This window comes from Nesterenkonia pannonica, assembly GCF_019575955.1.
Taxonomy (GTDB): Bacteria; Actinomycetota; Actinomycetes; order Actinomycetales; family Micrococcaceae; genus Nesterenkonia; species Nesterenkonia pannonica.
In genome coordinates this window covers 640,948-653,077 of record NZ_CP080575.1, presented here as the reverse complement: position 1 = coordinate 653,077, position 12,130 = coordinate 640,948, and the positions used below count along the sequence as shown (strand labels likewise).

The following is a 12,130-nucleotide window of genomic DNA, read 5'->3' as shown; positions in this document are numbered from 1 at the left end:
CCGGGTCCTCAGCGAGCTCCGGGTTCTCGGCGAGGGGTCGGGCTGAGTGCCCTCCTGGCCTGCCGCCTCCTGGTGAGCCTGCTGGATCTCTTCGGCGCCCTGCGGCGCGTCCCGGAGAATCCGTTCGGCTTCAGCCAGGGGTCTGCCGCCGGGTCGGCGGCCGCGGCCTGCTCGTCGTCGAAGCCTCCCTGGCCCTCGGCCTGCTGACCGTCGGAGGGTGCGGGGTTCTCCGGAATGCCGTCTTCGCCCTTTTCGGGGTTGAACTGGTCCTTAGCCATGCAGGCTCTCCTTACTTGTTCTCGGACTCGGAGGACTCGTCCTCGTCGACCACTTCAGCGTCGACGATGTCCTCGTCCTCCTGGCCGGGAGCATCCGCCCCTGGTGCGCCCTCAGCGCCTGCTTCGGCGCCCTGGGCGTAGAGGGCTTCGCCGATCTTGCCCTGCGAAGCCTGGAGCTTCTCGAACGCGGCCTTGATCTCGTCGTCGTTGTCCTCGCCCTCGAGCGCCTTCTTCACGGCGTCCACGTCGGCCTGAACCTCGTTCTTAACGTCCTCCGGCAGCTTCTCGTCGTTCTCCTTGATCAGCTTGTCGACGGAGTAGGCGGCGGACTCTGCCGCGTTGCGCTGCTCGGCAGCCTCGCGGCGCTTCTTGTCCTCCTCGGCGTGAGCCTCGGCGTCGGCCACCATGCGCTCGATGTCCTCCTTCTCCAGGGAGGTGCCGCCGGTGATCTTCATCGACTGCTCGGTGCCGGTGCCCTTGTCCTTGGCGGACACGTGGACGATGCCGTTGGCGTCGATGTCGAAGGTGACCTCGATCTGCGGCATGCCGCGCGGTGCGGGGGCGATGCCCGTGAGCTCGAACGTGCCCAGTGGCTTGTTGTCACGGGTGAACTCGCGCTCGCCCTGGAAGACCTGGATGGCCACGGAGGGCTGGTTGTCCTCCGCCGTCGAGAACACCTCGGACTTCTTCGTGGGGATGGCGGTGTTGCGCTCGATGAGCTTGGTCATGACGCCGCCCTTGGTCTCGATGCCGAGCGACAGGGGCGTGACGTCGATGAGCAGCACGTCTTTGCGCTCACCGGAGAGGACGCTTACCTGCAGTGCGGCACCCATGGCCACCACCTCGTCCGGGTTCACGGTCTTGTTCGCGTCCTTGCCGGAGAGCTGCTTGACGAGATCTGCGACTGCGGGCATACGCGTCGAGCCTCCGACGAGGATGACGTGGTCGATCTCGCTGATCTTCACGCCGCTTCGGTGATCGCATCGTTGAACGGCTTCTTGGTGCGCTCGAGCAGGTCCGAGGTCATGTCCTCGAACTTGGCGCGGGAGAGGGTCTCGTTCACGTGCACCGGGACGCCGTCGTTCTGGGTGGCGTAGGGGATGTTGATGGTGGCGGAGGAGGCGGAGGAGAGCTCCTTCTTCGCACGCTCAGCCTCCTCCTTCAGGCGAGGCACGGCGATGGAGTCCTTGGAGAGGTCAACGCCCTCCTTCTGCTTCACCTGCTGAACGAGCCAGTCCATGATGCGCTGGTCCCAGTCGTCGCCGCCGAGCCTGTTGTCGCTTATGGTGGAGCGCACCTGGATGGTGGAGAAGTCGTCCTCGTCCTTGGCCACCTCGAGCAGGGACACGTCGAATGTGCCGCCGCCGAGGTCGAAGACGAGAATGAGCTCTTCCTCGTTGCCCTTGTCCAGCCCGTACGCGAGAGCTGCTGCGGTGGGCTCGTTGACGATGCGGGAGACGTTGAGGCTGCGATCTCGCCTGCCTCCTTGGTCGCCTGACGCTCGGCGTCGTTGAAGTATGCGGGGACGGTGATGACGGCGTCCGTCACGTCCTCGCCGAGGTAGGACTCGGCGTCGTGCTTGAGCTTCATCAGCGTGCGGGCGCTGATCTCCTGCGGGGTGTACTTCTTCTCGTCGACCTCGGTGCTCCAGTCAGTGCCCATGTGGCGCTTGATGGAGGCGTATGTGCGGTCCGGGTTGGAGACGGCCTGACGGCGGGCGACCTCGCCCACGAGGACCTCGCCGGACTTGGAGAAGCCGACGACGGAGGGGGTGGTGCGCGCACCCTCGGCGTTTGCGATGACGGCGGGCTCGCCGCCCTCCAGCACGGAGACCACGGAGTTGGTGGTACCCAGATCGATTCCTACTGCACGTGCCATGTGCGGGCTCCTTTCGAAGAGACTCAACCATGTATTGAGCGGTACGAGCTCAAGTTTTCATCCCGGGAATGGGAGTGTCAACTCGACTTGAGCCGACCCGACTCAACTTTGCTCTGACACGAACGGAACGCCGTGCCTCGCGGGTTTATTTCCCACGCACAGGTCCGGCCAGGACCACCTCACATGCGCACTGCTCTGCCGACCCAATCCGGCTTACCGCTCCCGCACATCGCCATACGCTTCCGCACCTCGCTGGGGAAAGGCTGAGCGCCTGCAGGCTCCCCGCCCACGTGCACGCCGAGCATCTCCTCGGTCGCCACGAGGCGGCCGGAGTCGTCGTGCATCTCATGGGCGAGGTGGAGCTTGCGGTCCCCTGTGCCGACGATCGCTGTGCGGACAGCGACCCCGGCACCCTGCGGCACCTCCTGGAGGTACCGCACGTGGGCCTCGACGGTGTACAGGGAAGCACCCTCGCGCTGCCGGTAGGCGGCATCCATCCCGAGGACCTCCATCGCCTGGTCGGTGGCAAAGCCGAAGACCAGCACGTAGTAGGCCTCTGATAGATGCCCGTTGTAGTCGATCCACTCCTCACGGACCGCCGTGCGGTACTCAGGAAGGTCCACGGCGCATCCCTCAATCATGCGACGCAGGGCGATGATCCCGCGGTCCCGCTCCTGCATCAGCTCGGTGACAGGACGAGCATCTTCGACCGCGCAGCCATCCACCACGTCGTCCCGCAGCCGCTCCGTGAGCTCAGGAGCGTCCAGTCGCGTCCACGGCGACTTCAGGGACGGCCCGAAATGGTCCAGCATGTGCGCCATGCCGCCCTCACCGCTTGCAAGATGGAAGGTGAGCATGGGCCCCTGGAATGGCCAGCGAAGCCCGGGACCCTCGGTGATGGATCGGTCGATCTGCTCCACCGTGGCCTCACCGTTGTCCACCATGTGCAGGGCTTCCCGCCACAGGGCCTCCTGGAGCCGGTTGGCGATGAAGCCGGGCACCTCACGGTCCATGGTGATCACAGATTTGCCGATGCGCTCGTAGAAGTCAGCCGCCCACTGGACCGCCTCAGCGGAGGTGCGCTCACCTCCGACCACCTCCACCAGGGGAATCAGGTAGGGCGGGTTGAAAGGATGGCCCACGACGAACCGCTCCGGACGCTCAGCGTTCAGCGCCATCTCCGTCATCGAGTATCCGGAGGTGGAGGAGCCGATGACGATGCCCGGATCCGACGCAGCGTCGAGCCTTGCCAGCAGCTGCTGCTTGAGCTGCAGCACCTCCGGCGCCGACTCCTGAACGAACTGGACGCCTTCGAGGGCCTCGCTGAGGTCTGTGTGGAAGCTGAGGCCCTCCCGAGAAGCGTCCTCGTGCAGCCCCAGCTCGGTCAGCGCGGGCCAGGCGGCGTCGATCAGCTAACGAAGCTTGGCCTCGGCCTCCGGGGACGGGTCCCAGGCTTTGACCCGGAAGCCCCGCGCCAGAAAGTATGCAGCCCAGCTTACACCGATGGTTCCGGCGCCGGCGCAGCACACGGCGGTGACCTCATCAGGGGCGGGAGAGCCTTCTGGGGTGCGAGTCATCAGTGCACCTCCAGCCCGAGCATCTCGCGCGCCTCATTCGGCGACGCGACCTTCCGGCCGAGTGAGTCGACGATTCTGCTAACCTCTGCGGTGAGCTGTGCGTTGGTTGCCTTGACGCCCTTGCGCAGGTAGAGGTTGTCCTCGAGCCCCACGCGCACGTGTCCGCCGAGAAGCACCGACTGGGCCACCCACGGAAGCTGATTGCGGCCTATGGCGAAGCTGGTCCACTCCACACCTTCTGGCACCATGTTCACCATGGCGCCGAGCAGTCCCGGATCGGCGGGGCGCCGTAGGGGATGCCCATGCACAGCTGGTACATGGGCGGGTCGGCCAGGAGGCCTTCATGAAAGAGGGTGTTGGCGAACCACAGATTGCCGGTGTCGAAGAGCTCCAGCTCCGGCTTCACGCCGAGCTCCCTGATCCGAGCGGCGCCCTGCCTGATCATCTCGGGGTGCCCACGTAGATCTGGCTGCCGTCGCCGAAGTTGAGGGTTCCGCAGTCCAGGGTGCAGATCTCCGGTCGGATGACCTCCACATGCTTGAGCCGCTCCAACCCGGAGACGAGGTCGGTCCCCTCGACACGGCCCAGGCTCTCCGCAGGACTGGAGGGGTCGATGGCGAGGTCTCCGCCCATGCCTGCCGTGAGGTTGATGACCGGATCCACGTCGGATGCACGGAGGCGAGCCACCACCTCTTCGTAGAACGCTGTCTCGCGAGAACCCTGCGTCGTCTCGGGGTCGCGGACGTGAATGTGGATCACCGAGGCACCTGCTCGGGCAGCTTCGATGCCTGATTCGGCGATCTGCTGAGGCGTCACGGGAACGTGCTCGGATCTGCTTAAGCAGTGTCGCTTGCGCCGGTGAGCGCACACGTGAGGATGGTGGGCTTGGGCATGGCGGCTCCTCCTTCAGGATGGGAATGGGGTCCCGGCCCATCGTTCCGACAGACTGAAACATGCACAAGCAAACTTTTCGCACGTACTGTCAAACATTGCTTTACAGTAGTGGGATGCCCAGCTTCGACCCCGACGTAGGCCGCCTGCGCACTTTTCTCGCCGTCGTCGCCGAAGAGTCGATCAGTGCGGCCGCAGACAATCTGCGCATCAGCCGAGCGGCCGCGAGCCAGCAGATGCAGGCGCTGCAGAGGGAGACGGGGCTGACCCTGCTGGAGCGGCGCGGGAGAGGCATCGCCGTGACGGCATTTACCACAGCTCTCGGTCCGGGCAGAGCGGCTGCTGCGAGAAGCCGGGCAGCTGCAGGGCCTGGCAGCGGACCTGCGGCAGGGACGCACCGGATCCCTGCTCATCTCGCACTTCGTGTCGGTGGGAGTCGCATGGATCCCGGCTCTGGTGGCCGCGATCTCCTCGGAGTTTCCGGAGCTGCGCATTACGATGCGCCTCTGGGATCTGGAGGAGGCGGCCGCTTGGGAGCCGGACGCGGAGATATTCGTCCGGCACCCGGACGTGGCGGACCGTGCCGGCTACCGCACGACGGAGCTGATGCAGGACTCCTATGCAGCCGTGCTCCCCGCCGGGCATCGCCTCGCTGGGCGAGAGCGCATCGGGCTGGAGGACCTGCGCGGCGAAGTGTGGGTCGACAACGACTACACGCGCGGGCCCAACCGCAAGATCCTTATGCAGGCCTGCGCCGGGGTGGGCCTGGCACCCGACTTCAGGATCGAGACGCAGGACTATGCCGCCGCCGTCGCATGCGTGGAGGCCGGAGTCGGCATCACGGTGATGCCGCAGCTGTCCTGGCAGACCGTCGCCGGCATGGTGAGCGGGGTGCAGGCGCTCCCGCTGGACGAGCCCGGCCTGCACCGCGTGCTGGCCGTGCGCACAAGGAGGCGTCGGACAGCGCTCCCGCCGTCCGACGCCTCCTTGAGCTGCTGCAGGCCAGAGTCAGCCAGCAGCCTTAGGCAGCGCGGCTACATCGCGATCCCGATGTACTTGGTCTCCAGGAACTCCTCGATGCCGGTGTCGCCGCCCTCGCGGCCCAGTCCCGACTCCTTGATCCCGCCGAAGGGCGCCGCCGGGTTGGAGACAGCCCCTGATTGATCCCGACCATGCCCGACTCCACCTGCTCGGCCACCCGCAGGGCCCGGTTCAGACTTTCGGTGAAGACGTAGTTGACCAAGCCGTACTCGGTGTCGTTGACCCGGTCGATGACCTCCTTCTCATCGTCGAACGGCGTCAGCGGGGCCACCGGTCCGAAGATCTCCTCGGACCACATGCGCGCGCTCTCGGGAACGCCGGTCAGCACCGTCGGCGGGTAGAAGTACCCTCACCCGCGGTGGCTCCCCACCGAGGACGACCTTCGCCCCGGACTTCACGGCGTCCTCCACGAGCTCAGCCACCTTGTCGCGCTGACGCGCGTCGACCATGGGGCCGACAGCGGTCTCCTCATCGACTCCGCGGCCCGTCTTCATCCGCCCGAGACGCTCCGCGAGCTTCTGGGAGAACTCGTCCATCACCTGGGAGTGGACGAAGATGCGATTGGCCGCCGTGCACGCCTCCCCTGAGTTGCGCATCTTCGCCAGCACAGCGCCCTCGACCGCCTTGTCCAGGTCAGCGTCCTCGAAGACCACGAACGCCGCGTTGCCGCCGAGCTCCATCGAGGTGCGAAGGACCTTCTCGGAGCACTGCTCCAGAAGTCTGCGGCCGACGGGGTGGATCCGGTGAAGCTGAGCTTGCGGGCGATGCCCGAACGGATGAGCGGCTCGACCACCTCGCCTGCGGAGGAGGTGACCAGAATGTTGACCACTCCGGCCGGGACCCCAGCCTCGCGAAGAATGTCGGCGAGCGCCAGCATGGACAGCGGCGTCAGCTCGGCTTACTTCAGCACACTGGTGCAGCTTAGGCGGCGATGGCGGGGCCGAGCTTGCGGGTGCCCATCGCGAGGGGAAGTTCCAGGGGTGATGAGGATCGAGGCCCGACCGCCTGCTTGTGGATGAGGAACCGCGACCCTCCGCGGGGGCCGTCTGGTATCCGCCGCTGATGCGCGTGGCCTCTTCGGCGAAGTGCCGGAAGAACTCGGCGGCGTAGTTCACCTCGCCGTACGACTCAGCCAGCGGTTTGCCCATCTCCAGGGTCATCAGAAGGGCCAGGTCGTCCTTGCGCTCATGCATGAGCCGGAACGCGTTCATCAGCATCTCGGCGCGCTCACGGGGAGGCGTGCGCTCGAAGCCCTTCTGCGCCGCCTCGGCCGCCTTCAGCGCGTCCCAGCCGTCCTCGGGGAAGCATTCGCCGCACGGGTCAGCACTCTGCCCGTGGAGGGTCGAACACCTCGAGAGTGCGCCCTCCCCGCGCATCCCGCCACTCACCGTCGATGAAGAGCTGGGTGGGGGCGGCCTGGACGACTTCGTTCTCACGGTCGGCTGTGATCGGTACGCTCATGCGGGGGTCTCCTGAGGGGTGATGTCGGGTGCTGGCACGGTGTCGAGGAAGCGCAGGCGAGCGCTCTCCAGATGCTGCTCCAGCCAGAGGCGCCATCGGTCGTCGCCGGTCTGGAGCATCCTGGGAGCGCCGCGTGGTCCTCTGCGCTCACTGCCAGATTCTCTCCGGGGTGGGGGTTCAGTGTGAAGAGCGCAGCCAGGGTCGGCTCGAACAGGTGCCACACGGCCTGGAGCCGCTTGCCGCCGCCGATCTGCAGGACTGAGCGGTGAAAGTTCAGGTCCGCTTCGGCGAAGGCGGGCTGGTCCCCGCGCAGGGCCGCAGCCTTCATCTCCGCGGCCCTCTGCTCCAAGGGAGCCCAGTCGGCCTCTGCGGCGAGCCCAGACTCGATCGCAGTCCTTTCGGCCATGTGCCGAATGGCGAAGATCTCGTCGACGTCCTGCCGGGCGATCTGGGCGACACGGTGGCCCTGACGGGCGGAGTAGATGATGCCTTCGTGCTCCAGCTCCTTCAGCGCGTCGCGCACCGGGCCCCGGCTGACCCCGTACTGCTGGGCCAGACGGGACTCGACCAGGTGTGCGTGCGGAGGAAGGTCCCCGGCGAGGACTTGGAGCCTGAGCTGCCGGGCAAGCCGAGCGCCCAGCGGCGGCGATGCCAGCAGCGCTGCGGGTTCGAGGGTCACCGGCCTGCACCTGCCATCAGCTCAGCCAGGTGCAGGGAGGAGCATCCGCCAAGTCGTCGAGCTGCACCCGACAGGACATTCCGTCGGCGAGCACCACGCAGCGGGGGCGTCCTCACGCCCCTGCTGCGCGCGCAGGGCCGGCAGAAGGTACGTTTCGGCCACCGCCACCGAGGTCTCGTAGTGCCCCTTCTCCATGCCGAAGTTCCCCGCGAGTCCGCAGCACCCCGACACCTTGGTCACGACGGCGCCTACTTCTCCAGGAGCATCTGGTCAGCGTCCCAGCCGATGATCGACTCCTGATGGCAGTGCGGCTGGGCCACCACGTCGACCCCTGACAGGTCAGGCAGCTCGATGCGGCCCTCCTCGAGCAGCCGGGCGAGCAGCTCGGAGAACGTGAGAACGCCGTCGGCGACCACGCCCGCGGCGGGAGCATCCGTCAGCTCACGGGCATCGGAGCGGAGGGTGGCCAGGCAGCTGGGCTCCATGCCGATCACCGGAACACCTGAGCTCACGTAGGGCTCGAGCATCTCCACGGCCTCTTCGATGCGCGCCCTCGCCTGGTCCAGCTGGCCGGTGGTGATCCACGGCAGGCCGCAGCATCCCTTCTTCTGGATGACGTGGGCATTGAGGCCCTGGGACCGAAGGAACTCGAGGGCGGCGTGGCCGGACTGGGGAAGAAGTGGTCGGTGAACGAGTCCGCCCACACGTAGACGTCCGCCGGGGCGGCGAGCGCGCCCGACTTCTTCCTCTCCGCGGCCTTCAGCGTCCTGCGGGCGAAGGCTGCCACCCCGCGCCGCTGATCGATGCCCGCCGCCCACTTGACCAGCGCTGCGACCGGCGGAATGCGCATGCTGAGGTTGGCCAGCGGCGCCGCGGGGCTGTGAGCGCCGCCCACTGGGGCAGGCGGCCCATCGCATAGTGGCTGCGCGGCCGCAGACGCCGCTTGGGACGTCCTTCTGCGTCGCGGTCGTAGGTCTGGTGGAGCGCTTCGGCCTTGTAGGCGGCCATGTCGACCCCGGCGGGGCAGTCCGAGGCGCATCCTTTGCAGGACAGGCACAGATCCAGGGCTTCGTGCACGGCCGGGTCGGCCAGGCCATGCACCAGGGAGCCGTCCATAGCCTCCTGGAGAATGCGGCCGCGGCCGCGCGTGGAGTCCTTCTCCTCCCGGGTGGCCATATAGCTGGGGCACATGACCCCGGCGGCCTTGGGCGCCACACAGCGGCCCACGCCTGAGCAGCGGTGCACCGCTGCGCCGAGGTCGCCGGCGTCGTGCGTCATCCGCATACCGGGGAAGGGCAGGCTGACTTTCGGCTGTGTCGGCTTCAGGCTCTCGAACGGTGAGGCGATGCCGACCCGCTCACTGCCTCGCGGTTCCGGGGAGGCGATGATTCCGGGGTTCAGCAGGTTCTGCGGGTCGCAGATCTCCTTCGCCTGGGCAAAGAGGTCCAGCGACTCAGCCTCGTACATGGTCGGCAGCAGCTCCGAACGGACCCGTCCGTCGCCGTGCTCGCCCGACAGTGAGCCCCGTAGACGGCCAGGCGCTCGGCGCAGGCGGCGAGGAACTCCCGGAAGACTCCGGTGCTGCCGGGGTCGCCGTGCTGGAAGGGGAAGTCGATGCGGCAATGGATGCATCCGTCGCCGAAGTGGCCGTAGGGGTAGCCCTGCAGCCCGAACTCCACCATCAGACCCTCGAACTCACGCATCCAGCTGCCCAGATGCTCAGGAGGAACCGCCGCGTCCTCCCACCCCGAATGCGCCGGAGTCTCGAGGCTGATCCCCGCCAGGCCCGCCCCGTCCTCGCGGATCTTCCAGAGGGCGGCAGCCTCTCGCGGATCGTCGATCGCGCGATGGCCGACGGCTTCGGAGGCCGTGCGGACCGCGTCGAGGACGCTGCCCGCACCGTCGCCGGCAGCCTCCACGAACAGCCAGGACTCCCCTCGGGGAAGGGCGGGGACGCGCTTGCCTACCCCGCGCACCAGCGCCACCAGTCGGGAGTCCATGCCCTCGCAGGCGATCAGGCGGCCGTCGCCAGCGGCGGGATGTGCGGCACAGCGTCGGCTGCTTCCGCCACCGAGGGGAATCCCAGAACCATCAGGCGCCTGCCCGGGTCGTCCTGGACCAGGTTCACCGTGGCCTCCAGAATCGTCCCCAGAGTGCCCTCCGAGCCTGCCATGAACCGCTCCACTCGGCCCCGGTTCTCCGGAAGCAGGTGCTCAAGGCTGTAGCCGGAGACCTGCCTGGCGAACTGGCCGAAGCGCGTGCGGATATGCCCAAGGTTCTCCTCGGCGAGCTCCAGCAGCCGCACGGCCGTCCGGCCCTGGGCGCCGCCCACCCGCGCATCGAAGCTGCCGATCTCCCCGTTGCCGAACAGCACGGTCGCGGCCTCGATGTTGTCCGCGGTGCGCCCATAGCCCAGGGCCCGGAGCCGCAGGCGTTGTTGCCGATCATGCCGCCGATGGTGCAGCGGGAATGGGTGGACGGATCGGGGCCGAACCTCAGTCCGTGAGGCGCCGCGGCCCGCTGCAGATCCGCGTGCACCACACCGGGCTGCACGGTGGCCGTTCCCAGCTCGGGGTCGATGCTGACGATCTGCTTCAGATCGCGCAGGTCAAGAACGATGCCCTCCCCACCGCGTTGCCAAGCGATGGAGGTGCCAGCACCGCGCATCGTCAGCGGAACGCCCAGCTCCGTCGCGACCTGATGGGCTGCGTGCACCTCGTCGATGTGCTGAGGACGAGCGACCGCCTGGGGCAGCACGCGGTAGAGGCTCGCGTCCGCTGCGTACATGCCGCGGGTCAGGGGCGAATCGTCCGCGCTGGGAATCCCTGCCCGGTGCAGGTGGTGGAGGAGCTCGGACGAAGCGTGCGCGCCTGCGGACGCGACGGCAGGTGCACTCACCAGTGAGCCTCCTGATCGGTGGGGAAAGCCTGTGCACGAAACTGTTAACAGTTTACGGGTGGTGCTACCGTAGCACCGCACGACCCCTTTCCCCGCGTTTATTGAGGAGCCGAACATGGCGCAGCTCTCGCCCCAGCTCAAGCAGGCCACCCCCGTCGTCGCCGACCGCGGCGAGGGCGTATGGATCTACGACGAAGCAGGGAACAAGCACCTGGACTTCACTGCGGGGATCGGCGTGACCTCCACAGGACACTGCCACCCCAAAGTCGTGGCCGCAGCGCAGGAGCAGGTCGGGAGCCTGATCCATGGCCAGTACACGACCATCATGCATAAGCCGCTCCAGCGTCTCACCGCGGCGCTCGGTGAGGTGCTGCCTGCCGGGCTGGACTCCATCTTCTTCTCAAACTCGGGCTCGGAGGCCGCAGAGGCCGCCCTGCGCCTGGCCCGCCAGGCCACGGGACGGCCCAACATCGTGGTCTTCCAGGGAGGCTTCCACGGCCGGACCGTGGGTGCGGCCTCCATGACCACCTCGGGCACCAAGTTCAAGGCCGGGTTCTCTCCGCTGATGCCCGGTGTGGTCGTCTCTCCTTCCCGAACCCTGCCCACTACCGGCACTACGGCTGGGACGCGGAGCAGGCCACGGACTTCGCGCTGCGCGAGCTGGACCTCGTCCTGCAGACTCAGTCCCACCCGGCCGACACGGCCGCGTTCCTCGTCGAGCCGGTGCTGGGTGAGGAGGCTACGTCCCCGGCAATGAGCGGTTCTTCGCCGGGCTGCGCGAGAGGGCCGACCGGCACGGAATCCTGCTGGTGGTCGACGAGGTCCAGACCGGCTTCGGCCGGACCGGCGCCTTCTGGGGCCAGGAGCACTTCGGCCTCACCCCCGACATCCAGATGTTCGCCAAAGGAATCGCATCAGGCTTCCCGATCTCAGGGATCGCAGCCTCCGAGGCTGTCATGTCCAAGGCATGGCCGGGCTCGCAGGGCGGCACGTACAGGGCCAACGCCGTCGCCTGCGCAGCGGCGGTCGCCACCCTGGAGGTCATCCAGGAGGAGGGCCTGGTGGCCAACGCCGCGGCCCGGGGCGCCCAGCTCAAAGCAGGACTGGAGGAGATTGCAGAGAAGTTCGACGCCGTCACTGCGGTGCACGGACTCGGCCTGATGCTCGCCGTGGAATTCACCGACAAGGACGGGGAGCCGGACGGCGCCGCCGCCTCCAGAGCTCACCAGCATGCGGCCAAGAACGGGCTGCTGCTGCTGACCAACGGCATGCACGGTCAGAACGTCCGCTTCATCCCAGCCCTGGTCGTGAGCGAGGACGAAGTGAATCACGCCCTGAGCCTGTGGGAGGAGACCCTCAGCGCTGTCCTGTGAGCTGCGGGCCTCCGGGTCACCAGACCCTTGAGGTGAGCGTGGGGTACTTCGCGT

Annotated in this window: 9 protein-coding genes and 8 pseudogenes; 2 read left to right on the top strand and 15 right to left on the bottom strand. The window is 67.5% G+C overall.

From position 1 onward, the window contains the following. Window positions 1-8 precede the first annotated feature (8 nt). From K0H76_RS05035 to K0H76_RS05010, 6 genes and pseudogenes are all read right to left on the bottom strand, one after another. A complete protein-coding gene (locus tag K0H76_RS05035; protein ID WP_258934684.1) occupies window positions 9-278 on the bottom strand; it encodes a hypothetical protein in 270 nt (89 codons plus the stop codon). A gap of 11 nt (window positions 279-289) precedes the next feature. Beyond that, window positions 290-1,689 (bottom strand): annotated as a pseudogene (locus tag K0H76_RS05030) (Hsp70 family protein). Window positions 1,690-1,805: 116 nt separating this feature from the next. After that, window positions 1,806-2,156 (bottom strand): annotated as a pseudogene (locus tag K0H76_RS05025) (Hsp70 family protein); the annotation flags it as partial. Window positions 2,157-2,335: 179 nt separating this feature from the next. Next, window positions 2,336-2,797, bottom strand: coding sequence for a thioesterase family protein (locus K0H76_RS05020; protein ID WP_258935334.1), 462 nt, complete (start codon window positions 2,795-2,797; stop codon window positions 2,336-2,338). 207 nt (window positions 2,798-3,004) lie between these two features. Continuing rightward, window positions 3,005-3,733: pseudogene (locus tag K0H76_RS05015) on the bottom strand (3-hydroxyacyl-CoA dehydrogenase NAD-binding domain-containing protein); the annotation flags it as partial. Further along, window positions 3,733-4,549, bottom strand: a pseudogene (locus K0H76_RS05010) (3-keto-5-aminohexanoate cleavage protein). The pseudogenes K0H76_RS05015 and K0H76_RS05010, both read right to left, overlap by 1 nt. 504 nt (window positions 4,550-5,053) lie before the next feature. Here K0H76_RS05010 and K0H76_RS05005 point away from each other — a divergent pair. Then, on the top strand, window positions 5,054-5,788 hold the full coding sequence (locus tag K0H76_RS05005) for a LysR substrate-binding domain-containing protein (protein WP_258934683.1): 735 nt from the start codon (window positions 5,054-5,056) through the stop codon (window positions 5,786-5,788). A gap of 119 nt (window positions 5,789-5,907) precedes the next feature. Here the strand turns inward: K0H76_RS05005 and K0H76_RS05000 are convergent. The 9 genes and pseudogenes from K0H76_RS05000 to K0H76_RS04960 all read right to left on the bottom strand — a co-directional run. Then, window positions 5,908-6,542 (bottom strand): annotated as a pseudogene (locus K0H76_RS05000) (aldehyde dehydrogenase family protein). A 145-nt stretch (window positions 6,543-6,687) separates the two neighbouring features. Then, window positions 6,688-7,041 (bottom strand): annotated as a pseudogene (locus tag K0H76_RS04995) (aldehyde dehydrogenase family protein); the annotation flags it as partial. A gap of 56 nt (window positions 7,042-7,097) precedes the next feature. Then, entirely contained in the window at window positions 7,098-7,805 is a 708-nt protein-coding gene (locus tag K0H76_RS04990) for a GntR family transcriptional regulator (RefSeq protein ID WP_258934682.1), read from the bottom strand. Between the two features lie 21 nt (window positions 7,806-7,826). After that, window positions 7,827-8,045: a hypothetical protein gene (locus tag K0H76_RS04985; protein ID WP_258934681.1), complete on the bottom strand. Its 219-nt coding sequence runs from the start codon at window positions 8,043-8,045 to the stop codon at window positions 7,827-7,829. Window positions 8,046-8,053: 8 nt separating this feature from the next. Beyond that, window positions 8,054-8,509 (bottom strand): heterodisulfide reductase-related iron-sulfur binding cluster, encoded by a 456-nt coding sequence (locus K0H76_RS04980; protein ID WP_258934680.1) that lies wholly within the window; start codon window positions 8,507-8,509, stop codon window positions 8,054-8,056. Between the two features lie 55 nt (window positions 8,510-8,564). Beyond that, window positions 8,565-9,281, bottom strand: a complete 717-nt coding sequence (locus K0H76_RS04975; protein ID WP_258935333.1) for a (Fe-S)-binding protein — start codon at window positions 9,279-9,281, stop codon at window positions 8,565-8,567. Beyond that, window positions 9,203-9,805 carry a hypothetical protein gene (locus K0H76_RS04970; RefSeq protein ID WP_258934679.1) on the bottom strand — a complete coding sequence of 201 codons (603 nt, stop codon included), beginning with the start codon at window positions 9,803-9,805 and terminating at the stop codon, window positions 9,203-9,205. The genes K0H76_RS04975 and K0H76_RS04970 overlap by 79 nt, the downstream gene beginning before the upstream one ends. 14 nt (window positions 9,806-9,819) lie before the next feature. Beyond that, window positions 9,820-10,179: a hypothetical protein gene (locus K0H76_RS04965; RefSeq protein WP_258935525.1), complete on the bottom strand. Its 360-nt coding sequence runs from the start codon at window positions 10,177-10,179 to the stop codon at window positions 9,820-9,822. 104 nt (window positions 10,180-10,283) lie between these two features. Then, window positions 10,284-10,592, bottom strand: a pseudogene (locus K0H76_RS04960) (FAD-dependent oxidoreductase); the annotation flags it as partial. A gap of 226 nt (window positions 10,593-10,818) precedes the next feature. Here K0H76_RS04960 and K0H76_RS04955 point away from each other — a divergent pair. Then, window positions 10,819-12,076, top strand: a pseudogene (locus tag K0H76_RS04955) (aminotransferase class III-fold pyridoxal phosphate-dependent enzyme). Window positions 12,077-12,130: the final 54 nt, after the last annotated feature.

Coding starts and splice junctions, on each gene's coding strand:
- K0H76_RS05035 (WP_258934684.1), bottom strand. CDS start 278: ATGGCTAAGGACCAGTTCAACCCCGAAAAGGGCGAAGACGGCATTCCG.
- K0H76_RS05020 (WP_258935334.1), bottom strand. CDS start 2,797: ATGATTGAGGGATGCGCCGTGGACCTTCCTGAGTACCGCACGGCGGTC.
- K0H76_RS04970 (WP_258934679.1), bottom strand. CDS start 9,805: ATGGACTCCCGACTGGTGGCGCTGGTGCGCGGGGTAGGCAAGCGCGTC.